The organism is Xaviernesmea rhizosphaerae (assembly GCF_001938945.1).
Classification (GTDB): Bacteria; Pseudomonadota; Alphaproteobacteria; order Rhizobiales; family Rhizobiaceae; genus Xaviernesmea; species Xaviernesmea rhizosphaerae.
In genome coordinates this window covers 207533-228927 of sequence record NZ_MKIO01000040.1, presented here as the reverse complement: position 1 = coordinate 228927, position 21395 = coordinate 207533, and the positions used below count along the sequence as shown (strand labels likewise).

General features: G+C 66.2%; 23 protein-coding genes. 12 read left to right on the top strand and 11 right to left on the bottom strand.

The annotated features are described in order from the left end of the window. Positions 1-3 precede the first annotated feature (3 nt). A complete protein-coding gene (locus tag BJF92_RS20495) occupies positions 4-945 on the top strand; it encodes a nucleoside hydrolase (protein ID WP_075636596.1) in 942 nt (313 codons plus the stop codon). Between the two features lie 69 nt (positions 946-1014). Here BJF92_RS20495 and BJF92_RS20490 read toward each other — a convergent pair whose 3' ends face one another. From BJF92_RS20490 to BJF92_RS20480, 3 genes are all read right to left on the bottom strand, one after another. Further along, positions 1015-1347 (bottom strand): hypothetical protein, encoded by a 333-nt coding sequence (locus tag BJF92_RS20490; RefSeq protein WP_075636595.1) that lies wholly within the window; start codon positions 1345-1347, stop codon positions 1015-1017. Positions 1348-1553: 206 nt separating this feature from the next. Further along, a complete protein-coding gene (locus BJF92_RS20485) occupies positions 1554-2465 on the bottom strand; it encodes a ribokinase (RefSeq protein ID WP_075636594.1) in 912 nt (303 codons plus the stop codon). A 248-nt stretch (positions 2466-2713) separates the two neighbouring features. Continuing rightward, on the bottom strand, positions 2714-3958 hold the full coding sequence (locus tag BJF92_RS20480; RefSeq protein ID WP_075636593.1) for a DNA recombination protein RmuC: 1245 nt from the start codon (positions 3956-3958) through the stop codon (positions 2714-2716). 201 nt (positions 3959-4159) lie between these two features. Between BJF92_RS20480 and def the strand changes: the two genes are divergently transcribed. The 3 genes from def to truA all read left to right on the top strand — a co-directional run bounded on the left by def (position 4160) and on the right by truA (position 6467). Beyond that, positions 4160-4684 carry a peptide deformylase gene (def, locus tag BJF92_RS20475; RefSeq protein ID WP_075636592.1) on the top strand — a complete coding sequence of 175 codons (525 nt, stop codon included), beginning with the start codon at positions 4160-4162 and terminating at the stop codon, positions 4682-4684. A gap of 103 nt (positions 4685-4787) precedes the next feature. Beyond that, entirely contained in the window at positions 4788-5723 is a 936-nt protein-coding gene (gene fmt / locus BJF92_RS20470) for a methionyl-tRNA formyltransferase (RefSeq protein WP_075636591.1), read from the top strand. Further along, a complete protein-coding gene (gene truA / locus BJF92_RS20465) occupies positions 5724-6467 on the top strand; it encodes a tRNA pseudouridine(38-40) synthase TruA (RefSeq protein ID WP_075636590.1) in 744 nt (247 codons plus the stop codon). Positions 6468-6515: 48 nt separating this feature from the next. Here truA and BJF92_RS20460 read toward each other — a convergent pair whose 3' ends face one another. Continuing rightward, positions 6516-7112 (bottom strand): hypothetical protein, encoded by a 597-nt coding sequence (locus BJF92_RS20460; RefSeq protein ID WP_075636589.1) that lies wholly within the window; start codon positions 7110-7112, stop codon positions 6516-6518. Then, a complete protein-coding gene (gene dapE / locus BJF92_RS20455; RefSeq protein ID WP_075636588.1) occupies positions 7099-8292 on the bottom strand; it encodes a succinyl-diaminopimelate desuccinylase in 1194 nt (397 codons plus the stop codon). Before dapE ends, BJF92_RS20460 begins: the two co-directional genes overlap by 14 nt. A gap of 448 nt (positions 8293-8740) precedes the next feature. Here dapE and BJF92_RS20450 point away from each other — a divergent pair, with 448 nt between their 5' ends. Further along, positions 8741-9796 (top strand): aldo/keto reductase, encoded by a 1056-nt coding sequence (locus tag BJF92_RS20450; protein ID WP_075636587.1) that lies wholly within the window; start codon positions 8741-8743, stop codon positions 9794-9796. Positions 9797-10098: 302 nt separating this feature from the next. After that, positions 10099-11331: a GAF domain-containing sensor histidine kinase gene (locus tag BJF92_RS20445; RefSeq protein WP_078058292.1), complete on the top strand. Its 1233-nt coding sequence runs from the start codon at positions 10099-10101 to the stop codon at positions 11329-11331. 56 nt (positions 11332-11387) lie between these two features. Here BJF92_RS20445 and dapD read toward each other — a convergent pair whose 3' ends face one another. Continuing rightward, positions 11388-12239, bottom strand: coding sequence for a 2,3,4,5-tetrahydropyridine-2,6-dicarboxylate N-succinyltransferase (gene dapD / locus BJF92_RS20440; RefSeq protein WP_075636586.1), 852 nt, complete (start codon positions 12237-12239; stop codon positions 11388-11390). Between the two features lie 134 nt (positions 12240-12373). Here dapD and BJF92_RS20435 point away from each other — a divergent pair, with 134 nt between their 5' ends. Next, a complete protein-coding gene (locus BJF92_RS20435; protein WP_075636585.1) occupies positions 12374-13285 on the top strand; it encodes an LOG family protein in 912 nt (303 codons plus the stop codon). A gap of 63 nt (positions 13286-13348) precedes the next feature. Here BJF92_RS20435 and BJF92_RS20430 read toward each other — a convergent pair whose 3' ends face one another. Both BJF92_RS20430 and BJF92_RS20425 read right to left on the bottom strand, forming a co-directional pair. After that, positions 13349-13927 carry an EF-hand domain-containing protein gene (locus BJF92_RS20430; protein WP_075636584.1) on the bottom strand — a complete coding sequence of 193 codons (579 nt, stop codon included), beginning with the start codon at positions 13925-13927 and terminating at the stop codon, positions 13349-13351. A 96-nt stretch (positions 13928-14023) separates the two neighbouring features. Further along, a complete protein-coding gene (locus BJF92_RS20425; RefSeq protein ID WP_078058300.1) occupies positions 14024-14731 on the bottom strand; it encodes a pyrimidine 5'-nucleotidase in 708 nt (235 codons plus the stop codon). 116 nt (positions 14732-14847) lie between these two features. Here BJF92_RS20425 and BJF92_RS20420 point away from each other — a divergent pair, with 116 nt between their 5' ends. After that, positions 14848-15750 (top strand): DMT family transporter, encoded by a 903-nt coding sequence (locus BJF92_RS20420; RefSeq protein WP_075636583.1) that lies wholly within the window; start codon positions 14848-14850, stop codon positions 15748-15750. A 68-nt stretch (positions 15751-15818) separates the two neighbouring features. Here the strand turns inward: BJF92_RS20420 and argB are convergent, their stop codons facing one another. Beyond that, positions 15819-16706, bottom strand: a complete 888-nt coding sequence (gene argB / locus BJF92_RS20415; RefSeq protein WP_075636582.1) for an acetylglutamate kinase — start codon at positions 16704-16706, stop codon at positions 15819-15821. Positions 16707-16899: 193 nt separating this feature from the next. Between argB and BJF92_RS20410 the strand changes: the two genes are divergently transcribed. The 4 genes from BJF92_RS20410 to msrB all read left to right on the top strand — a co-directional run bounded on the left by BJF92_RS20410 (position 16900) and on the right by msrB (position 19852). After that, complete coding sequence (locus tag BJF92_RS20410; protein WP_075636581.1) at positions 16900-17439, top strand: sigma-70 family RNA polymerase sigma factor; 540 nt, start codon at positions 16900-16902, stop codon at positions 17437-17439. Beyond that, positions 17436-18182 carry an anti-sigma factor gene (locus tag BJF92_RS20405; protein WP_078058291.1) on the top strand — a complete coding sequence of 249 codons (747 nt, stop codon included), beginning with the start codon at positions 17436-17438 and terminating at the stop codon, positions 18180-18182. Before BJF92_RS20410 ends, BJF92_RS20405 begins: the two co-directional genes overlap by 4 nt. Positions 18183-18581: 399 nt before the next feature. Beyond that, the gene (locus BJF92_RS20400) at positions 18582-19145 is read left to right on the top strand and encodes a fasciclin domain-containing protein (protein WP_075636580.1); all 564 of its coding nucleotides are present in this window, start codon (positions 18582-18584) and stop codon (positions 19143-19145) included. A 215-nt stretch (positions 19146-19360) separates the two neighbouring features. Continuing rightward, the gene (msrB, locus tag BJF92_RS20395) at positions 19361-19852 is read left to right on the top strand and encodes a peptide-methionine (R)-S-oxide reductase MsrB (RefSeq protein ID WP_075636579.1); all 492 of its coding nucleotides are present in this window, start codon (positions 19361-19363) and stop codon (positions 19850-19852) included. 87 nt (positions 19853-19939) lie between these two features. Here the strand turns inward: msrB and BJF92_RS20390 are convergent, their stop codons facing one another. Together BJF92_RS20390 and yihA are read right to left on the bottom strand one after the other, a co-directional pair. Further along, complete coding sequence (locus BJF92_RS20390) at positions 19940-20473, bottom strand: DUF1269 domain-containing protein (RefSeq protein ID WP_075636578.1); 534 nt, start codon at positions 20471-20473, stop codon at positions 19940-19942. Positions 20474-20652: 179 nt separating this feature from the next. Next, entirely contained in the window at positions 20653-21309 is a 657-nt protein-coding gene (yihA, locus tag BJF92_RS20385; RefSeq protein WP_075636577.1) for a ribosome biogenesis GTP-binding protein YihA/YsxC, read from the bottom strand. Between the last annotated feature and the right edge of the window lie 86 nt (positions 21310-21395).

Below are 21395 nucleotides of genomic sequence, written 5' to 3'. Positions count from 1 at the left end.
GCCGTGGCGCCGCGCAAGATCATCATCGACACCGATCCGGGGCAGGACGATGCTGCCGCCTTGCTTCTGGCTCTGGCCAGCCCTGACGATCTCGATCTCCTCGCCATCACCACCGTCGCCGGCAATGTTCCGCTGACGCTGACGACGCGCAATGCCCGGGTCGTCTGCGAGGTCGCGGGCAAGCGCGACGTGAAAGTCTATGCCGGCTGCGACCGGCCGATGAAGCGCCAGCTCGTCACCGCCGAGCATGTCCATGGCAAGACCGGGCTTGACGGCTTCGAGGTGGACGAGCCGACCATGCCGGTCGAGGAGGCCCATGCGGTCGATTTCATCATCGAGACGCTGCGGTCCGCCGAGCCGGGCACCATCACACTCTGCACCCTGGGTGCGCTGACCAACATCGCCACCGCGCTGACCAGGGCGCCGGATATCGCCCCGCGCATCCGCGAACTGGTGATGATGGGCGGCGGTTTCTTCGAGGGCGGCAACATCACGCCTGCGGCCGAGTTCAACATCTATGTCGATCCCGATGCGGCCGAGATCGTGTTCAAGTCAGGCGTTCCGATCGTGATGATGCCGCTCGACGTCACGCATCAGGTGCTGACCCTGAAGCGCCGCGTCGATCGCTTCCGCACTATGGGCACGCGGGTCGGCGACGCCATGACCGGCTGGCTGGATTTCTTTGAGCGGTTCGATGTGGAAAAGTACGGTAGCGATGGCGGCCCGCTGCATGATCCGACGGTGATCGCCTATCTCCTGAAGCCCGAGCTCTTCAGCGGCCAGGCCTGCAATGTCGAGATCGAAACCGTCTCGGACCTGACCGTCGGCATGACGGTGGTCGACTGGTGGCAGGTGACAGGGCGGCCGCACAATGCGCTCGTCATGCGCGAGGTCGATGCCGAAGGCTTCTTCGAACTGCTGACCGAGCGTCTGGCGACGCTCTGACGCAAAAAAAGGCCCTCCCGGTTGGGGAGGGCCTCGACGCCGCAATGGGCGTGGGAATGGCCTGACGGCTTAACGCCACCACTTGGTGTAGCTCGGCTGCGGCTGGCTGGCTGCGCCGATGACATAGCCGACCAGAAGGCCGAGGGCTGCGGTGAGCGCCAGAACGCTGCCGGTGGCGGCGGGATGCTCGCGGGCAACTTCGGCGATGGCCTGTCCTTCGGCCTTGACCTGGCGCACGGCGTTGCGGGCGGCGGGTGCCGCGGCTTCCAGCGCTTCCTCGGCCTTGGCGCGAGTGTCGCTGTAAGCCTTGGCGCCCTGGGCCGAAACGATCTTCGACAGGCGGGCCACTTCGTCGCGCAGGGCGTTGATGTCCTGTTCGGGGTTAATGCCGTTATGGGCCATGACAATCTCCTTGGGTTCGAGGCAGCGGCCGTCTGGCGGGATCGGGACCGTGCCGGCTTCATGCGCACAGTCTCTCGGCGGTCGATGCTGCAGAGCGAAAGTCGCGGGTTCGGCCTGAAAACGTGATGGACCGGGCTTGGTTCCATCACGCTTTGCTGATCAAGAAAAAGGATGGCTCCGCTGACGGCAGGGGAGGGCAGGCTTTCTCAGGCGGCTTCGATCTCGGCCGAATCCACATCGGCGGCCATGGGAATGGCTGGCTGAGCGCCGGGTGCCAGGCAGGCGAGCGAGCCGGCGATGGCGGCGCGGCGCAGCGCCCGCTCGAAGGAGAGGCCGTCATCGAGCCCGGCGGCAAGATAACCGCAGAAGGTGTCGCCGGCGCCGACCGTATCGACCGGGGTGATCGACAGGCCTGCGGCCTGATAGAACTGGCCGTCGCGGATGGCGATGACGCCGTCGGCGCCGAGAGTCACCACCAGCGTCTGCCCGGTTTCGCCCGAGAGACGCGCCATGGCCGCGCGACGCTCCTCCGGCGACAGGCCCGTGCGGCCGGCGAGGCGCTCGAATTCATGCTCATTGGCGACAACGATATCGGCGAGCCGCGAAAGCGCGGCGGCTTCCGGCGTCAGCGGCGCGGTGTTGATCAGCGAGGTGATGCCGGCGGTGCGCGCGGCCTTGAGCGCGGCCTCGACGGCGGCGGCCGGTACTTCGAGCTGCAGCATCAGCAGATCGCCGGCCGACAGGCTGGCGACCGCGGCGCGCGCCTCGCTCTCGCCGATCCGACCATTGGCGCCGGAAACGACCACGATCATGTTTTCCCCGTCGTCGCCCACCAGGATATGCGCCGTGCCGGTGGCCTCATCAACGGTGCCGACCAGTGACAGATCGGTGCCGGCCTCGGCCATCAGCGCCAGAGCGCCCTCGGCGAAGCTGTCTGCGCCGACCGCGCCCGCCATGCGCACCGCAGCGCCAGCCCGCGTGGCAGCCAGCGCCTGGTTGGCGCCCTTGCCGCCGGCAGCGGTGGAAAAGCCATGGCCTGCCACCGTTTCGCCCGGTCGCGGCAGCTGCGCCGTGGTGGCGATGAGGTCCATATTGATGGAACCGAAAACGGTGATCATGGGCGGTTTCCTCCTGAAGGAGGCATCGCCGGCCTCAAGGGCGCAGGCACGATGCCGTGTCTTTTCGTCATGTCGTTCGGCCACGAGAGCGGGCCTGAAATTGCGGGATCCGCCATTCGCGGGAGGGTCGTTCCGCTCGCGCCGAGCCTGAGGCGGGAGGGGCCGCAGCAGCCTGCCCATGCCTGCCCCGGCGCGGATGCGTGAGCCCTCCCGGCACGCGCGAATGCGGCGGCACACTGCCTTTCGCGTCAGTCCTCGTCAACCACCCAGAGCTTCAGCGCGCTTTGGCGCGGGCGGCCCTGATCGCCGGGGCCCTGCGGGGCCGAAGCAGAGGAGGAGGGCGTCGCCTGCGGCTGGGCCGGCGGCGGGCTTGCGACCGGGGCGGGGCCTTGCGTGTCGAGCTCCAGCGCCTCGATCCGGCCACCGCGCTTGCGCAGCTTGTCGGAGGAAATCAGGATGTCTTCGACATCGCGCTGGCTGGCGAGGAAGTGGCCCTGCAGCTTGCGCACCCGCTCGTCCAGCCGCCCGAGATCGGCCATCAGATGCACCACCTCGTCGCGGATCAGATGCGCCTGCTCGCGCATCGAGGCATCGCGCAGGATCGCCTGGATCACCTGGATCGATAGCAGCAGGAGCGAGGGCGAGACGATGACGATGCGGGCGCGCTGCGCCTTCTGCACGATCGCCTCGAAATGCTCGTGAATGTCAGCGAAGATCGATTCCGAGGGCACGAAGAGGAAGGCCGTATCCTGGGTTTCGCCCGGCAGCAGATATTTCGTGGCGATATCGCGGATATGCACCTCCATATCCCGGCGGAACTGCTGGGCGGCCTGGCGCTTCACCGCCTCGTCCTGGGCCGAGCGCAGCGTGTTCCAGGCCTCCAGCGGAAACTTGGCGTCGACCACCAGCGCCGGCTGGCCGTTCGGCATGCGGATGGTGCAGTCCGGCCGCGCGCCGTTCGACAGCGTTGCCTGGAAGGTATAGGCGCCCTGCGGCAGGCCGTCGGCGACGATGGTTTCCATGCGCTGCTGGCCGAAGGCGCCGCGCGTCTGCTTGTTGGAGAGGATCTGCTGCAGCCCAGCCATGTCGCGCGCCAGCGTCTGGATATTGGCCTGGGCGCTGTCGATCGCCGTCAGCCGCTCCTGCAGCCGGCGCAGGTTTTCATGCGTCGCCTGGGTCTGCTGCAGGATGGAACTGCCGATGCGCTGGCCCATACCGTCCAGCCGCTCGCCGATCGCCCGGTTGAGCTCGCTCTGGCGCGTGCCGAACACCTCGGTCAGCGTGGCCATGCGGCTCTGCATCTCCGCCTGGGCGGTCAGCAGCCGGTCGATGCGCTCCTGCTCGGCGGCATGGGCGCGCCCGCGCCGCAGCGTTGACAGCAGCATCGTCAGAAGCAGCAGGCCGCAAAGGCTCGCCAGCAGCAGGCCCAGGGTGACGGGATGGCCGCCGAGGATGAAGAGCACGGTATCGAAGCTGAGGGAATCGCGGGACATGGCACCTGGAACGCATGAGGAGAGGGCGCGCGCATGACCCGCAAGGGCGCGGCGCCTGGCGATGGAACCTAGCAGAATTCGCGGTGACCACTAGATCAAAACAAGAACAAGCCCCATCTTTCCGCGGAAAGAGGGGCGGAGCGTGCCCAAGCCGGCGCAAAGCGAATTCCCTCCGGTTCAAGTTTGGGTTAAGGGAGCGCCATGACCATCAAATCGCTCATCATTCTGCCTGATCCGGTGCTGCGCCAGATCTCGGCGCCGGTGGAAACCGTTGACGACGCCGTGCGCCGGCTGGCCGACGACATGCTCGAAACCATGTACGACGCCCCCGGCATCGGCCTGGCCGCCGTGCAGATCGGTGTGCCGCGCCGCATGCTGGTGATCGACGTGGCCAAGGAAGGGGAGGAGAAGGCGCCGCGCGTCTTCATCAATCCCGAGATCCTGACGTCGTCCGATGCCCGCTCGGTCTATGAGGAAGGCTGCCTGTCGATCCCGGATTATTATGCCGAGGTCGAGCGCCCCGCCGCCATCACGGTTCGCCATGTCGATCTCGAGGGCCGCGAGCAGGTGCTGGAGGCCGACGGCCTCTTGGCCACCTGTCTGCAGCATGAGATCGACCATCTGAACGGCGTGCTGTTCATCGACCATATTTCCAAGCTCAAGCGCGAAATGGTGATCCGCAAGTTCACCAAGGCCTCGAAGCTGCGCGGCACGAAGGCGATCTGACGGCAGGGCGGGCCCCCACAGGCACCTGCTGGATCTGGCCGCATTCCACGCCCGTTTCCGCCCGCCTCATGGGGCGGGCATCAATGATCGCAAGGAGGGACGGATGGCGCTACGCATCGTTTTCATGGGCACGCCGGCCTTTTCCGTCGCCACGCTCGAAGCCTTGGTGCGGGCCGGTCACGAGATCGTTGCCGTCTACAGCCAGCCGCCGCGCCCGGCCGGCCGGCGCGGACTGGATCTCACCCCGTCGCCGGTGCATCAGGCGGCCGAGACGCTCGGCCTGCCGGTGCGCACCCCCCTGAATTTCAAGGCGGAAGAAGACCGCGCGGCCTTCCGCGCGCTCGATGCCGATGTGGCCGTGGTCGTCGCCTATGGTCTGCTTCTGCCCGAAGCGATCCTGTCCGGCACCCGGCTTGGCGCCTATAATGGCCATGCCTCGCTCTTGCCGCGCTGGCGGGGTGCTGCGCCGATCCAGCGCGCGATCATGGCCGGCGACCGCGAGACCGGCATGATGGTGATGCAGATGGAGAAGGGGCTGGACACCGGCCCCGTTGCGCTCACCGCCCGCGTGCCGATCGACGATGCCACCACCTATGGCCTGCTGCATGACCTGTTGATGACCACAGGTGCTGAACTGATGGTCGAGGCCATGGCGCGGCTTGAGGCCGGCGACCTGCCGCTGACGCCCCAGAGCGAGGCCGGTGTGCTCTACGCCGCCAAGATCGCCAAGGAGGAGACGCGGATTTCCTTTGCCCGCCCGGCAGAAGAGGTTCTGCGCCATATTCACGGCCTGTCGCCTTCGCCGGGCGCCTGGTTCGAGGTGGAGGCTGGCGGCAAGCGCGAGCGGGTGAAGGTGCTGGCCTGCGAGCTTGAGACCGCCGGCGGCGAGACCGGCACGGCGCTGTTCGACGATCTGACCATTGCCTGCTCGGAAGGCTCCGTGCGCCTGACGCGCCTGCAGCGCGCCGGCGGCAAGGTGCTCGACGCGGAGGATTTCCGCCGGGGCCTGCCGATCCCTGCCGGGACGCGGGTGTTCTGAATGCCGCGCTATCGCATGACCGTCGAATATGACGGCATTCCCTATGTCGGCTGGCAGCGCCAGGAAAACGGCCCATCCGTCCAGGGCGCGATCGAGGGCGCGATCCTCAGGCTGACGGGCGAGACGGTGTCGATCCGCGGCGCCGGCCGCACGGATTCTGGCGTGCATGCGCGCGGCCAGGTGGCGCACGCCGATCTTGCCCGGGTCTGGGCGCCGAAAAAGCTCTGCAATGCGCTCAACGCCCATCTCGGCCAGGCGGGCGAGCGGGTGTCGGTGCTCGAGGTCATGGCGGTGGACGACCAGTTCGACGCGCGCTTTTCCGCCCTGCGCCGCCACTATCTCTACCGCATCCTCTGCCGCCGCGCGCCGCCGGCGCTGGAAGCCGGCCGGGTCTGGTGGGTCCACCGGCCGCTCGATGCCGCGCGCATGCATGAGGCCGCGCAGACGCTCGTCGGCAAGCATGACTTCACCACCTTCCGCTCGGCCCATTGCCAGGCCAACAGCCCGGTGCGCACGCTCGACCGGCTGGATGTGACCCGCGACGGCGAGATGATCGAGATCCGCGCCAGCGCCCAGAGCTTCCTGCACAACCAGATCCGCTCGCTGGCCGGCACGCTGAAGCTTGCCGGGGAGGGCAAGTGGAGCGTGGCGGATGTGCGCGCGGCGCTGGATGCCTGCGACCGCCGCGCCTGCGGCCCCGTAGCGCCGCCGGACGGGCTCTATTTCATGCAGGTGGATTACTGACAGGCTGTTCACGACCTGGAAGGACGGTGAACGTTCCTGTCAGGCGTATTACCCCGGCAGAAGGCCGAGGCTGCGCTGCAGGAGATCGCCCAGCATCAGCGAGGGCAGCACCAGCAGCGCCGAGAGCGCCCAGGAGAGCAGCGCCTGTTCCCCCGTGACGGCGCGCACCACGCGAAACAGTGCCAAAAGCGCGCCGATCAGCGCGAGAAGCGAGAGAAGCCCGCTCAGGCCCTGCGCTTCCGGCAGGAGCAGCCGCAGCGCCGAGGGCACGGCCATGGCATAATAGGTCGGCACCGAGAGCCAGTTGGTCGCCACGATCAGCGGCGCCAGCAGCGTGTCGAAGCCGAGCGGGCGCGACAGCGCCGCCACCAGAAGCAGCGGCACGATCCAGCTCAAGAGATCGACGATCATCAGCTTGGCGATGAAGGCGAGCCCGGTCGGCGTGCCGGCCGGCATGTCCGAGAGATAGGCGAGCCGCCAAGAGGCCCAGGAGACCATCATGGCCGGCAGGCACCAGAGGATGGCGGCAAAGGAGCGCCAGACGCCCGAGACGCTGATATCCAGCCAGCCAAAGCCCTCGGATTTGCCGAGGATCAGCAGCCAGAGGCCCTTGAGATAGATCCCGACTTCCTCAAGCTGCGGCATCGGCGAACCAGCTTTCCACGAAACGCATGTATATCTGCGTCAGCGTCTCCAGATCGGCGACCGCGACCCGCTCGTCGACCATGTGCATGGTCTGGCCGACCAGGCCGAATTCGACCACGGGGCAATGATCCTTGATGAAGCGGGCATCCGAGGTGCCGCCCGTGGTGGACAGCGCAGGCACATGCCCGGTAACGCCTTCAACGGCGGAGGAGAGCGTGGAGATCAGCCGGTCGTTGCGGGTGAGGAAGACATGGCTCGGCCGCTCGGCGAAGGTCAGGCTATAGCTGACGGGCGCGCGGCCGGGGCGCAGGGCCTCATCCCTGGCGGCCGCATCCAGGCGGCGGATCAGCTCGTCCTTCAGGCTGTCGGCGGTCCATGTGTCGTTGAAGCGCACGTTGAAGCGCGCCGTGGCGCTGGCGGGGATGACGTTGGTGGCGGGATTGCCGACATCGATGGAGGTCACTTCCAGATTGGTCGGCTGGAAATTCTCGGTGCCGGTGTCGAGCGGCGGGTCCATCAGCGCCCGGGCCAGCGCCAGGATGCCGCGCACGGGATTGTCGGCCAGATGCGGATAGGCGGCATGGCCCTGGACGCCCGTGACCGTGACGATGCCCGACAGCGAGCCGCGCCGGCCGATCTTGATCATGTCGCCGAGCCGGTCCGGATTGGTGGGTTCGCCCACCAGGCAGGCGTCCCAGCGCTCGCCGCGGGCCACCGCCCAGTCGAGCAGCTTCGGCGTGCCGTTGATGGCAGGGCCTTCCTCGTCGCCTGTGATCAGCAGCGAGACGGAGCCGGGCAGCTTGCGCCCCTCGGCAAGCAGGCGGGCGATGGCGGCGACGAAGCAGGCGATCCCGCCCTTCATATCCACGGCGCCCCGGCCATGCAGCATGCCGTCCTCTATCATGGCCGAAAAGGGCGGATGGCGCCACAGCGCGGCATCGCCCGGCGGCACCACATCCGTATGGCCGGCAAACATCAGATGCGGGCCTTCCGTGCCCAGCCGGGCATAGAGGTTCTCGATATCGGGCGTATCAGGCGTGGAGGAGACGATGCGATCGACCGTGAAACCAAGCGGCCGGAGCTGCTCTTCGAGCACGGCGAGTGCGCCGCCCTCGGCCGGGGTCACGGAGGGGCAACGGATCAGCGCGGCCAGATTGGCGATGGGATCGGTGGCGGACATAGGGATCATCAGAGGGGGATCATCAGAGGGCGATTGTCGGTAGGCGATCAGTGGCGGGATCATCGGTCCTGAACGGAACCGTACGGCGTGAGACCCAAAGCCTCTAGCCGATCCGCCCGCGCCTGTCACGCAATCCCGGGGAGAGGCGACTTTTAACGCCAGCGCATCGGACCGAAAAAGTGTCATCGCTGCGAGGCTCTGGGTTCCTGTTTCCACGCCGGACCGATGCGAAACACGGCTTTGTCTTTTCGCTCGGATGCTCTGGCCCTGGCACGGCAAAACCAGCGCTTTCCTTTTCCCGTCCTCTGCCTATATGCTGTGAGGGCCCTCCTTAATTTAGGAGAGGCCGATTGTCCTTCTCACCTTGTCCGACGTGCGCGACCACCTTGCCGATTCCCCCGTGAATGCCGCAAGCCGTGCCGGCCGCCCGCGCCGAGGAGATTGCTTCATGCGCTACAATCAGCTGGGCCAGACCGGCCTTTTCGTGTCCGAACTCTGCCTGGGCACCATGACCTTCGGTGCCGCGGCGGAAGGCTCCCCCTGGGGCGCCATCGCCGATCTCGACGAGGCCGGCGCCACCCGCATCGTCGAGCGCTCGCTCGAAGCCGGCGTCAACTTCATCGATACGGCCGATGTCTATTCCTTCGGCGCGTCCGAGCGCCTGCTCGGCCAGGCGCTGAAGACGCTCGGCGTGCCGCGCAAGGACGTGGTCATCGCCACCAAGACCTTCGGCCAGATGGGCGACAAGCCCAACGACCGGGGCGCCTCGCGCGGCCATATCATGGATTCGGTCGAAGCGAGCCTTGAACGGCTGCAGACCGACCACATCGACCTCTACCAGATCCACGGCACCGACACGGTGACGCCGATCGAGGAGACGCTGCGCGCCATGGACGATCTCGTCTCGCGCGGGCTGGTGCGCTATGTCGGCGTGTCGAACTGGCAGGCCTGGCGCATCGCCAAGGCGCTGGGAATTTCCGAGCGCCGCGGCTATGCCCGCTTCGAGACGCTGCAGGCCTATTACACCATCGCCGGCCGCGATCTGGAGCGCGAGATCGTGCCGCTCCTGCAGGAAGAGCGGATGGGCCTGATGGTCTGGTCGCCGCTGGCGGGCGGGCTGCTCTCGGGCAAATACGGCCCCGGTGCGCCGGGCAATGGCGAGGGGCGCCGCGCCAATTTCGACTTCCCGCCGGTGGAAAAGGACCGGGCCTGGGCCTGCGTCGCCGTCATGCGCGAGATCGCCGAGGCGCAGGGCACGACGGTGGCCGCCGTGGCGCTCGCCTATATCCTGGCCAAGCCCTTCGTCACCACGGTGATCATCGGCGCCAAGCGGCTGGAGCAGCTTGAGGACAATCTCAAGGCTGTCGATGTTACGCTGTCGGACGACGAGATGCGCCGTCTGGACGAGGTGAGCACCCTGCCGCCGGAATATCCCGGCTGGATGCTCGCCCGTCAGGGCGCCAATCGCCGTCCCGGCCCCTTCACGCCGCCCAAGAAGGACTAAGGCTGCGCGTGCTTGACGCCGGAACGAGAGCATCGGACCGAAAACTGGGCATCGGTTGCCGGAAAATCCGATGCTCCTAGCCATTGGCCCGCGCAGCATGCCGCTACGCCGGCCATGGTGTGCATCGTCCCGCTCCTGAAGCCGTTTCGAGGGGCGGGATGACGGGCGGCCCCTAGGTGTGCGCCTCTGCGCGATTGGCCATTGTTCGCCGGGCCTGTCTGGCCTAAAATCGTTTCGGCCGAGGCAAGACATGTCGGCCACCGGACGCCTGATGAACAGGCATGGGTCTAAAGGATTGGCGAATGGCAGATCTCATATCGCCCCTGCCGGGCGGGCAGGTCGGCGGGGCTGTTCCTGTGCCAGTGCCGCAAGGTCCGGACGAGGCGCGGGAAGCGATCGACCTCATTCAACGCATCGGGATCGTGCCGAAGCTGCTGGACGTGTGCTGCCGGGTGACCGGCATGGGATTTGCCGCCGTCGCCCGCGTAACGGAAACGCACTGGATCGCCACGCAGGTGCTGGACCAGTCGGATTTCGGGCTGAAGGCCGGCGGCCAGCTCAAGGTGGACACCACCATCTGCCACGAGATTCGCAGCCATCGCACGGCCGTCGTCATTGACGATGTCTCGCAGGATCCGGCCTATGCCGCGCATCACACGCCGGCGATCTACGGGCTGCAAAGCTATATCGCCATGCCGATCATCCTGTCGGATGGCACGTTCTACGGGACGCTCTGTGCCGTGGACGCCAAGCCCCACCGCTTGAACACGCCCGAGGTCACCGGTCTGTTCACGCTGTTTGCCGAGCTGCTCGCCTTTCACATCGACGCCCAGCGCCGGGCAGTGGAGCAGGACGAGACCGGGGCGCTGCGTGAGCGCTTCATCGCCGTGCTTGGCCATGATCTGCGCAATCCGCTGGCCTCGCTCGATGCCGGCACGCGCATGCTGGCCAAGACCGAGCTGACCCCGCGCGCGAAAGGCGTGGTGGAACTGATGCGGGCCAGCATCGAGCGCATGTCCGGCCTGATCGACAATATGCTGGATTTCGCCCGCGGACGCCTGGGCAGCGGCCTGGCGCTGGACGAGACCGCGCCCGCCTCGCTGGCGCCGGCGCTCGGCCATGTCATCGAGGAACTGCGGCTTGCCCATCCCAGCCGCCGGATCGAGGCTCAGCTGACGGATCTGCCGGTGCGCTGCGATGCCGGGCGCGTGAGCCAGCTTCTGTCCAATCTGCTGGCCAATGCGATCGCCCATGGGGCGGCCGATCTGCCGGTCAGCGTCGAGGCGTCCGTCACCGACGGTCGCTTCAGCCTCAGCGTCGCCAATGGCGGCCCGCCGATCCCGCCCGAGCTGCAGCAGGACCTGTTCAAGCCCTTCGTGCGCATGGGTGGAAACGGGGGCGGCAACGGATCGGGCACCGGTCTCGGCCTCGGCCTGTTCATCGCCGCCGAGATCGCCAAGGCCCATGGCGGCACCATCAGCGTGGCCTCCGACGCGCGCGAAACCCGCTTTACCTTCTCCATGCCGCATCACTGAACAGAAAAGGCGACCGTGACGGCCGCCTTTCTTCGTTGTGGCAATCAGGCGCGGGATCAGTCGCGCAGCAGCTCGTTGATGCCGGTCTTCGAGCGGGTCTTCTCGTCCACGCGCTTGACGATCACGGCGCAATAGAGGCCGGGGCCCGGGTCGCCATTCGGGAAAGGCTTGCCCGGCAGCGTGCCGGCGACGACGACCGAATAGGGTGGCACTTCGCCATAGCTGATCTCGCCGGTGGCGCGGTCGACGATCTTGGTCGACTTGCCGATGAAGACGCCCATGCCGAGCACCGAGCCCTCGCGCACGATGCAGCCTTCCACCACTTCCGAGCGCGCGCCGATGAAGCAATTGTCCTCGATGATGGTGGGGCCGGCCTGCATCGGCTCCAGCACGCCGCCGATGCCGACGCCGCCCGAGAGATGCACATGCTTGCCGATCTGGGCGCAGGAGCCGACGGTGGCCCAGGTGTCGACCATCGTGCCCTCGCCGACATGGGCGCCGAGATTGACGAAGGACGGCATCAGGATGGCGTTCGGCGCAATATAGGCCGAGCGGCGCACGACCGCATTGGGAACGGCGCGGAAGCCGGCGGCGCGGAACTGGTTCTCGCCCCAGCCCTCGAATTTCGAGGGCACCTTGTCCCACCAGGTGGAATTGTCGGGGCCGCCCTTGACGACCTGCATGTCGTTGAGGCGGAAGGAGAGGAGCACGGCCTTCTTCAGCCACTGATGCACGGTCCAGCTGCCGTCATCGCCGCGGGTGGCCACGCGGGCCTTGCCACTGTCGAGCAAAGTGAGCGCCGCTTCCACCGCGTCGCGCACCTCGCCGCGGGTGTGGATGTTGACGCCGTCGCGCGCTTCGAAGGCGGCTTCGATGACGGCCTCAAGCTGGCCAATTTCCTCGGTCATCAGGATTCCTTTAACTGGTGGGCTTATGCTGACTTGTTATAACCCGATTAGATCATGATGGTGCAAAGTTGAAGCGTTTTCAGCCGGGAGGGGAGGCCTTGTCCCGGCTGGAAACAGCACTGGAGTTGCAATCGATGTCACGAATGAAAAAGCCGAAGCTGCGCCGCAAGGATGGTGTCTGGGATCCGCTGGCCGACAGCGCGCAGGCGCGCGAGCGCGCCGCCGGCGTGCCGCCGACGCCGCAGTCGCTGTCGCCCACCTACCGTCTTGCCTATGCCGATGCGGACTTTCTCTGCCGCGAGGAACTGCGCCCGATCCGCCTGCAACTCGAACTGTTGAAGACCGAGATGGCGCTGGCCGAGCGCGGCATCGCCTCGACCGTCGTCATGTTCGGCGGCGCGCGCATTCCCGCCCCCGGCCAGGAGGCCTGGGCCGCCAAGAACGAGACGCAGCGGCGCAATCTCGAAGCGGCCTCGGTCTATTATGACGAAGCCCGCAAATTCGCCCGGCTCTGCTCCAACCATGCCGCGCGTTTCGACTACAAGGAATTCGTGGTGGTGACCGGCGGTGGTCCGGGCGTGATGGAGGCCGGCAATCGCGGCGCGCAGGATGTCGGCGCGCCCTCGATCGGCCTCAACATCGTGCTTCCGCACGAACAGGCGCCGAACCGCTATGTCACGCCGGACCTGAGCTTCAACTTCCACTATTTCGCCATCCGCAAGATGCATTTCCTCGTGCGGGCCAAGGCGGTCACGGTGTTCCCCGGCGGCTTCGGCACGCTGGACGAACTGTTCGAGACGATGACGCTGATGCAGACGGGGCGCATGGCGCTGGTGCCGCTGATCCTCTTCGGGGAAAGCTTCTGGCGCTCGATCATCGACTTCCAGGCGCTGGCCGATTTCGGCACCATCGCCCCCGCCGATATGGACCTGATTCATTTCGTCGACACGGCGGAGGCGGCCTGGAAGATCATCGCCGACTTCTACGACAAGGTCGAGCCGGCCTCGGTCGATCCCGCCGTTCCGCTGGCCTCCGGCCTGCGGTAAGGCGCGCAAAGAGAACGCCGCGCGCCCAGGGGCACACGGCGTTCTACGGATGACCTGTCGCCATCAGCTCTTGCGGGCGAAGTCCGAGGCGTCGAGCACGCCGTCGCCATTGCGGTCGTGGCGCTTGAAATAGGCGGCGGCGCGGTCTTCCATTTCCTTGCGGCTCAGCCCGCCGCTCTTGTCGGCATCGGCGCGCTCGAACATGCGCGCCCGCCAGCCCGGGAAGGCGCGCAGCGCCTCGAACTGGGCCTTCTTCTGGTCCTGGTCGGCGGCATCGCTCCGGCGCGCCGCGGTCCAGCTCTTGCGCGCAGCCTTCATCGCCTCGGCGCGTTTGGCAAATTCCTCCTTGGTCACCTGCCCGTCGCCGTTGGTGTCGAGCGCGGCAAAGGCGGTGTCGGCGGCCTTGGTGAATTCCTCGGGCGTGATCTTGCCATCGCCATTGGCATCGAAGCGGGCGATCATGCGCTGGACACGCTCCTCGCGCGTCATCCGCTTCTTTTCCGGCTTGGTGGCCGGCGCCACGTTTTCCGCGCCGGTTGCAGGCGCGGGCTTGTCCTGAGCAAAAGAGGGGGTGGCAAAGGCTGACATGGCGAGGAAGGCGGTGAGAAAACCGGCGCGTCCAAGCTGGATGATCGTCTTCATGAGGCAAGCGGCTCCTGCGAACGGAATGATCCGATCATCAGCATAGCCTCATAAGGCTGCGATCCCCAGTTAAATTTCTGTAACGCTCTTCCCGTCTCAGTCGATAAGATGCTGCAGGAAGCCGGCCAGATCCTCAGTGATGTAGTCGATCTCGTCGCTCTTGCCGTCATGGCGCTCCCAGATCTCGGAAAAGGCATATTCGAGATTGCGCGGCACCGTCAGCACCGTGGTCATGCCCAGCGCCTTGGGAACGGTGAGGTTGCGCGGCAGGTCCTCGAACATGGCGGCATGGGTGGTGTCCACCCGGTTCAGCGCCATGAACTTGTCATAGGTCGCGCCCGCGGGCTTGGGCACATATTCGGCGGCGACGATGTCGAAGATGTCGTCGAAATGCTCGAGAATGCCGAGCGCGCGCGCCGTCATCTCGGCATGGGCCACCGTGCCGTTGGTGAAGATGAACTTGCGGCCGGGCAGGGCCTTGATCGCCGCGCCGAGCGCCGGATCGGCCGGAATGACCGTATAGTCGATGGCATGGGCCTTCTGCAGGAAGTCGTTGGGATCGACGCCATAATGCAGCATCAGCCCCTGCAGCGTCGTGCCGTGATCGCGGTAATAGGCCTTCTGCAGCTTGCGCGCCTCATCCGGCGCAAGCTGGAGAAGCGTTGCCACATAGTCCGTCATGTTGCGGTCGATCTGGGCGAACAGATCGACATGATGCGGATAGAGCGTGTTGTCGAGATCGAACACCCAGTCTCGGACATGGGCGAAATCGGCGGGACGGGGAGCGGTGGTGAGCGGTGCCATGGCGCCTATATGCCGCGCGACCGGCCGAAAGGAAAGGTCCGCCACCGGCATGGCGCGGCAAATTCCCGCCAGCGCTGCTTGGCGCAGTTCGTCTGTGGTGCTAACGGGCGGGGATCATGGACGCCTGGATCCCCATCACCATTGCCGCAGCCTTCCTGCAGAACCTGCGCTCGGCGCTGCAGAAGCATCTGCGCGGCAGGCTCGGCACGCGCGGCGCCAGCTTCGTGCGCTTCGGCTATGGCTTTCCCCTGGCGCTCGCCTATGTCGCCGCGCTGCATCTGGGCCTCGGCTATGGCCTGCCGGTGCCGGGGCTCGATTTCGCGCTCTGGGCCGTGATCGGCGGGCTGGCGCAGATCTATGCCACCATCCTGCTCGTCCATCTGTTCTCGTTGCGCAATTTCGCGGTCGGCACCGCCTATTCTAAGACCGAGCCGGTGCAGGCCGCACTGTTCGGCTTCCTGCTTCTGGGCGAGCGGCTGTCGGCCGGCGCGGTCATGGCGATCGCCGTCGGGGTCGTCGGCGTCATGCTGATCTCCATCGCCCGCGCGCCGCTGTCCTGGCGCACGCTCGGCGCGGCGCTCTTCGGCCGCACCGCGCTGATCGGTATCGCCTCGGGCGCGATCTTCGGCATGTCCGCCGTGGCCTATCGCAGCGCCGCGCTGGCGCTCGAAGGACCCAATGCCGTGATGCAGGCCGCTGTGACGCTTGCCTGCGTCACCGGCTTCCAGACCGTCTATATGCTGATCTGGATGCTGATCCGCGACCGGCAGGAAATCATCCGGGTGGCGCAGTCCTGGCGCTCGTCTGCGCTGGTCGGGCTATCTGGCGTTCTGGGTTCCGCCTGCTGGTTCACCGCCATGGCGCTGCAGCCGGTCGCCTATGTCCGCGCGCTCGGGCAGGTCGAGCTGGTCTTCACCTTCGCCGCCTCCTTCTTTCTGTTCAAGGAGCGGGTGAACCGGCTGGAGCTCCTGGGCTGCCTGCTGATCGTCTCAGGCATTCTCGGTCTGCTCCTGAACTGACAATCTTGCACGAAAAAGCCTCCGACCCGGATGGGCGGAGGCTTGTCTTTTCAAGATATTGAGCCGGATCAGGGAACGATCAGCGTGCCGATGCCATGCTCGGTGAAGATTTCGAGCAGCACGGAATGGGCGGTCTTGCCGTTCATGATGACGACGCCCTGCACCCCGGCCTTGATCGCGTCGATGCAGGTCTCGACCTTGGGGATCATGCCGCCGGAGATCGTGCCGTCGGCGATCAGCGCCTGGGCCTGGGCGACGGAGAGTTCCTTGATCAGTTCGCCCGATTTGTTGAGCACGCCGGGAACATCGGTGAGGAACAGCAAGCGCGTGGCGTTCAGCGCGCCGGCAATCGCGCCGGCGAAGGTGTCGGCATTGATGTTGTAGGTGGCGCCGTCGCGGCCGGGTGCGACCGGGGCGATCACGGGGATCATTTCGGAGCGGGCCAGCAGATCAAGCAGCGTGCGGTCCACCTCGACCACTTCGCCGACGAAGCCGAGATCGAGCACGCGCTCGATGTTGGAATCGGGATCGGTCACGGTCTTCTTGGCCTTTTCGGCGAAGACCATGTTGCCATCCTTGCCGCACAGGCCGATGGCCCATTCGCCCGTCTGGTTGATGAGAGCGACGATTTCCTTGTTGATCGAGCCAGCCAGCACCATCTCGACGATCTCGACTGTCTTGGCGTCGGTCACGCGCAGGCCACCCTCGAACTTCGATTCGATGCCCATCTTGGTCAGCATCGCGCCGATCTGCGGGCCGCCGCCATGGACGACGATCGGATTGACGCCGGACTGCTTCAGGAGCGCGATATCGCTGGCAAAGGCCTTGCCCAGCTCGGCATTGCCCATGGCGTGGCCGCCATATTTCACCACGATGGTCTTGTTCTCGTAGCGCTGCATGAAGGGCAGCGCCTGGGCGAGAAGGCGGGCCTGGAGTTCGCTTTCGGATGGGGACATGTCGGATACCTTAAAGGACGGACGGCAAGGGCGGCTGCTTTTAGCGCAACTTGCCCAGCGATGGAATGATCCGCCATGAATATAAAGCCGTAATGACGCCCGGCTTGCAGAGCGGCCTGCGGGCAGAGCGGGCGACCATGACGCGGCAGACCGGTCGGCCCCGGACGTCCGGGCAATCACATGGCGGAACATCATGACACAGGACGGCTTGGCGCTGCTGATCGCGCGCATCGGACTGCGCGACCGGGAGGCCTTCGCGCTCGTCTATCGGCAGACCAGCGCGAAACTCTTCGGCATCTGCCTGCGTATTCTCAAGGACAGGGCGGATGCCGAGGAGGCGCTGCAGGACATTTATGTGAAGATCTGGGAGCGTGCCGTAAGCTTCGTTCCGGGCGAAACCAGCCCGGCAGGCTGGCTGCAGGCCATTGCCAGAAACCATGCGATCGACCGTCTTCGCGCGCGAAAGCCAGTGGCGGATGCGATCGATGAGGCCTATGATCTGGCTGATTCCACCGATGATCCCGAAGCATGCGCCGTCGCCGCCGGTGAACGGCGACGCATTGATGTCTGTCTCGGCGAGCTGGCGGCGGCGCGGGCGGAGGCCGTGCGGCGCGCTTATGTGGAGGGAGCGAGTTATCAGGAGCTGGCCGACCATTTCGCCGTGCCGCTGAACACGATGCGCACCTGGCTGCGGCGCAGCCTTTTGACCTTGAGAAAGTGCCTGGAGCGATGACGGACAAGAATGCGGATGGGCCCGGCGCGGAGGGCGAACGGGCAGACAGCGGGCCGATGCGGCGCGACGAGCTGATCGCCGGCGAATATGTGCTCGGCATTCTCTCGCTGGAAGATCGTGGCAAGGTGGAGGCGCGCATGGCGGCCGATCGCCGTTTCGCCGCCACCGTCCGCCGCTGGCAGACCAATCTTTCCGGGCTCGACGATGCCTATCAGCCGGTGACGCCGCCGGCGCATCTGCGCCGCAGGATCGAGCGCCGCGTGTTCGGCGCGCCGGCGCCGCAGCCGTCGCTGTGGCATTCGCTGGTCTTCTGGCGCGGCTGCGCTTTTGCCTCCATCGCGGTCATTGCCGTGCTTGGCGGCATGGTCGCCCTCTCCGAACGCGCGCCTCGTCCGGCACCGGCGCCCACGCTTTCGGCGGAGATGGCCGTCACCGGCACGGGCATCGACCTGATCGCCGCCTATCAGGCCGCTTCCGGGCGGCTGATGGTGCGGCCGGTCGCCGCGCGCCAGGAGGGTGCGCGCTCGCTCGAGCTCTGGCTTGTCGAAGGCGGGCAGGCGCCGCGCTCTCTAGGCATTCTGCCCGAAAGCGGGGAGGGCGGCCTGATCGTGCCCGCCGATCTGCGCCGCGCGCTCGGCCCTGGCGCCACGCTCGCCGTCAGCATCGAGCCGCCGGGCGGCTCGCCCACGGGCAAGGTGACCGGCCCCGTGATCGCGCAGGGCCCCGTCGCCCGGATGCCGTGAGGCTCCGACTTTCGCAAAATTCCGTTGCGAAAACAAAAGTCCAGAGCATCAGACTGAGCAGGAACACAGTACAGGACAGAATGATCTGTGAGCTCGTCCGGCCCCCTCATCTGCCTACCGGCATCTTCTCCCCGCCGGGGAGAAGATGCCGGTAGGCAGATGAGGGGCCAACACGGCGCGCAAACCATGGTGTCGTGTCCTGTGGGAGGAATTCCAGTCCGATGCCCTGCGCTCCAAAGGTGACAGGCGCGGCATGGAAAAAAATCCGAGCCGCCCGCACGGGCGCTGAAACTTCTTTTTCCGCCTTCCGTAGTTCGTTCTGTCCCCATCGACGGGGAGGACAACGACGCGCCGCTGCCGGCCATGTCCGCAGCGGACCTCAAGGAAGGGAAGAGATCCATGTTCACCTCCATCAAGCGCACCACCCTCGTGGCTGGCCTGATTGCCGCACTCGCAGCGCCGGTTGCCGTCCAGGCCAAGAACCCGATGGTCGGCGGTGCGCCGATGTATGCCAATAAGAACATCGTCGAAAATGCCGTGAATTCGAAGGACCACACCACGCTGGTTGCCGCCGTCAAGGCCGCCGGCCTGGTCAGCACGCTCGAAGGCAAGGGCCCCTATACCGTCTTCGCACCCACCAACGAAGCCTTCGACGCCCTGCCGGCCGGCACGGTCGAAACGCTGCTGAAGCCGGAAAACAAGGCCAAGCTCACCAAGATCCTGACCTGCCATGTCGTGGCGGCCGATGCCATGTCGAAGACCATCAACAAGATGATCGCCGATGACGGCGGCACCCACCCGGTCAAGACGGTGGGCGGCTGCGTGCTCCAGGCGAAGAAGGACGGCAAGTCGATCACGCTCACTGACGAGAACGGCACGGTCGCCCATGTCACCATCGCCGACGTCAAGCAGTCGAACGGCGTGATCCATGTGATCGACAAGGTGCTGCTGCCGAAGTCGTAAACCCGCCCCGGCCTCCCGCGCGCTGCCTTTTCCGGCGCGCGCTGCCAACCTTGCTACGTCAGGCCGCCGGCTCAGCCCGGCGGCCTGACGCGCGAGAAGAGAGCAGAGGTTTTCGGGCCCGGTTCGAGGCTTGCCGGGCGGCAAACTGCGCTAATTATGCAGGGATTGCCAGCAAACGCCCGCCTTGCGGGTCCTATGATCCGTCAGGAGCCTTCATGATCGACAGACGCCATCTCCTCCTGTCCGGCGCCGCCTTCGGCCTTCTGGCCTCGGTTGGCGCGGGCCGCCTGCGGGCCGAGGAGTTCGAGATCACCCGCACGGATGCGGAATGGCGCGCCAAGCTCACGCCCGATCAATACCGCATCCTGCGCCAGGCAGAGACCGAACGTCCCTTTTCCTCCGCGCTCAACAATGAGAAGCGCGAGGGCATTTTCCATTGTGCCGGCTGCGACCAGCAGCTCTATAGCTCGCAGGCGAAATTCGACAGCGGCACGGGCTGGCCGAGCTTCACCAAGGCGCTGCCGCAGGCCGTGGGCCTGCGCAAGGATTCTTCGGCGGGAATGGAGCGCACGGAAGTGCATTGCCGGCGTTGCGGCGGCCATCTCGGCCATGTCTTCGACGACGGCCCGAAGCCGACGGGCAAGCGCCATTGCATCAATGGTCTGGCGCTGGCTTTCGTGCCCGGAGAGATGCCGGCCGAGCCGTAAGGTCCGCCGCATACGGCGGGGCATCGCAGGGCGTTTCCGGCCTTGGCGCCGGAAACGCGGGGTCGGAAACGCGAAAGCCCGAGGCCGTCAGACGCCGGCGGGCGTCGGCAGCGACGTGCCGGACAGGGCGGCCTGAAGCTTGGCCTCCTGGTCGGGCGAGAGCGAGGTCTTCAGCACCCGGCCGCGGAAGCCGGTCAGTTCCGCCATCACCTTTTCCGGCTGCACCTTGCGCACCAGGATGAATAGGGCGGACGAGCCATTGGGAATGGTCTCGCCGAGCGATTTGATGAAGTCATCGTCAATGCCGTAATCGGCCATCGAGCCGGAGAGCGCGCCGGCCCCGGCGCCGATCGCGCCGCCAATGGCGAAGCCGGCCAGTGGATTGAGGAAGAGCAGGCCGACCAGGCCGCCCCAGAGCGAGCCGGAGAGCAGGCCCGACGTGGCGCCGATCGCGGTCAGGTTCATGCTCTGCTTGAGATGCACCTTGCCGCTTTCGTCGCGCACGACGACGACGGCATCTTCCAGATCGACCAGATATTCCTTGCTGAGGCTGTTGAGCTTCAGAAGCACATTGTCGGCTTCTTCCTTGGTGTCGAAACCGACGACGATGAGATCGGACATGGCCTTGTTCCTTTATGAATCGAGACTGCCGGCTTTCCGGGAAAAGTCGTGCGACGCAGGAATTAGTGCCATGTGTTCATAAGGCGAGCGTGACAGAGGATCGCGTTCTCACGGCCCCGCGCAGCGCGGCCCGTGTCGCATTCGCGCATAAGACCGCGCCGGAGTGGCTGCCCGATGATTCAGCGGGCAATCGCGGTCAGGATGGCGTCCCTGAGCGCATCCAGCCCCTCGTTCTTTTCCGAGGAGGTGGCGATCACCTCGGGGAAGGCGGCCGGGCGCTTGAGGATGCGGGCCTGGGTGTCGGCCATTAGATGTGGCACGGCGCCCGCCTTGATCTTGTCCGTCTTGGTCAGCACGACCTGATAGGAAACGGCCGCCTTGTCGAGAAGGGCCAGAACCTCCTCGTCATTCTTCTTCAGCCCGTGGCGGCTGTCGATCAGCACATAGACGCGCTTCAGGGTCGCGCGGCCGCGCAGATAGTCGAAGACCAGCTTGGTCCAGGCATCGACCTGGGCCTTGGGTGCCTGGGCATAGCCATAGCCGGGCATGTCCACCAGCGCCATGGGCGGCAGGTCCGCGCCCTCGCCGGAAAAGCCGTCCGGGACGAAATAGTTGAGTTCCTGCGTGCGCCCCGGCGTGTTGGAGGTGCGCGCCAGCCCGCGCTGGCCGGTGAGCGCATTGATCAGCGAGGACTTGCCGACATTGGACCGGCCGGCAAAGGCGACTTCGGCCGGGCCCTCCGGCGGCAGGAACTGCATTGAAGGAACACCGCGGATGAAGATCCAGGGATTGCCGAAGAGCGGCTTGTCGTCGGTGGGGCGATCGGTCTCGGTCATGTCTCGTCTTCCTTGCGGGTCTTCACAGTGCGGCATCGCCCGGGCTGCGTCCAGCACCCGGGCAATGTCTTCGCCAAACGAAAACC

What these genes read in the sequence shown, in the direction of transcription:
- dapD (WP_075636586.1), bottom strand. Translation starts at nt 12,239, where the DNA reads ATGACCGAGGAAATTGGCCAGCTTGAGGCCGTCATCGAAGCCGCCTTC.
- BJF92_RS20420 (WP_075636583.1), top strand. Translation starts at nt 14,848, where the DNA reads ATGGACGCCTGGATCCCCATCACCATTGCCGCAGCCTTCCTGCAGAAC.
- def (WP_075636592.1), top strand. Translation starts at nt 4,160, where the DNA reads ATGACCATCAAATCGCTCATCATTCTGCCTGATCCGGTGCTGCGCCAG.
- msrB (WP_075636579.1), top strand. Translation starts at nt 19,361, where the DNA reads ATGATCGACAGACGCCATCTCCTCCTGTCCGGCGCCGCCTTCGGCCTT.
- truA (WP_075636590.1), top strand. Translation starts at nt 5,724, where the DNA reads ATGCCGCGCTATCGCATGACCGTCGAATATGACGGCATTCCCTATGTC.
- BJF92_RS20390 (WP_075636578.1), bottom strand. Translation starts at nt 20,473, where the DNA reads ATGTCCGATCTCATCGTCGTCGGTTTCGACACCAAGGAAGAAGCCGAC.
- BJF92_RS20485 (WP_075636594.1), bottom strand. Translation starts at nt 2,465, where the DNA reads ATGATCACCGTTTTCGGTTCCATCAATATGGACCTCATCGCCACCACG.
- BJF92_RS20410 (WP_075636581.1), top strand. Translation starts at nt 16,900, where the DNA reads ATGACACAGGACGGCTTGGCGCTGCTGATCGCGCGCATCGGACTGCGC.
- BJF92_RS20400 (WP_075636580.1), top strand. Translation starts at nt 18,582, where the DNA reads ATGTTCACCTCCATCAAGCGCACCACCCTCGTGGCTGGCCTGATTGCC.
- argB (WP_075636582.1), bottom strand. Translation starts at nt 16,706, where the DNA reads ATGTCCCCATCCGAAAGCGAACTCCAGGCCCGCCTTCTCGCCCAGGCG.
- BJF92_RS20435 (WP_075636585.1), top strand. Translation starts at nt 12,374, where the DNA reads ATGTCACGAATGAAAAAGCCGAAGCTGCGCCGCAAGGATGGTGTCTGG.
- BJF92_RS20425 (WP_078058300.1), bottom strand. Translation starts at nt 14,731, where the DNA reads ATGGCACCGCTCACCACCGCTCCCCGTCCCGCCGATTTCGCCCATGTC.
- BJF92_RS20490 (WP_075636595.1), bottom strand. Translation starts at nt 1,347, where the DNA reads ATGGCCCATAACGGCATTAACCCCGAACAGGACATCAACGCCCTGCGC.
- BJF92_RS20450 (WP_075636587.1), top strand. Translation starts at nt 8,741, where the DNA reads ATGCGCTACAATCAGCTGGGCCAGACCGGCCTTTTCGTGTCCGAACTC.
- BJF92_RS20460 (WP_075636589.1), bottom strand. Translation starts at nt 7,112, where the DNA reads ATGCCGCAGCTTGAGGAAGTCGGGATCTATCTCAAGGGCCTCTGGCTG.
- BJF92_RS20480 (WP_075636593.1), bottom strand. Translation starts at nt 3,958, where the DNA reads ATGTCCCGCGATTCCCTCAGCTTCGATACCGTGCTCTTCATCCTCGGC.
- fmt (WP_075636591.1), top strand. Translation starts at nt 4,788, where the DNA reads ATGGCGCTACGCATCGTTTTCATGGGCACGCCGGCCTTTTCCGTCGCC.
- BJF92_RS20405 (WP_078058291.1), top strand. Translation starts at nt 17,436, where the DNA reads ATGACGGACAAGAATGCGGATGGGCCCGGCGCGGAGGGCGAACGGGCA.
- dapE (WP_075636588.1), bottom strand. Translation starts at nt 8,292, where the DNA reads ATGTCCGCCACCGATCCCATCGCCAATCTGGCCGCGCTGATCCGTTGC.
- BJF92_RS20430 (WP_075636584.1), bottom strand. Translation starts at nt 13,927, where the DNA reads ATGAAGACGATCATCCAGCTTGGACGCGCCGGTTTTCTCACCGCCTTC.
- yihA (WP_075636577.1), bottom strand. Translation starts at nt 21,309, where the DNA reads ATGACCGAGACCGATCGCCCCACCGACGACAAGCCGCTCTTCGGCAAT.
- BJF92_RS20445 (WP_078058292.1), top strand. Translation starts at nt 10,099, where the DNA reads ATGGCAGATCTCATATCGCCCCTGCCGGGCGGGCAGGTCGGCGGGGCT.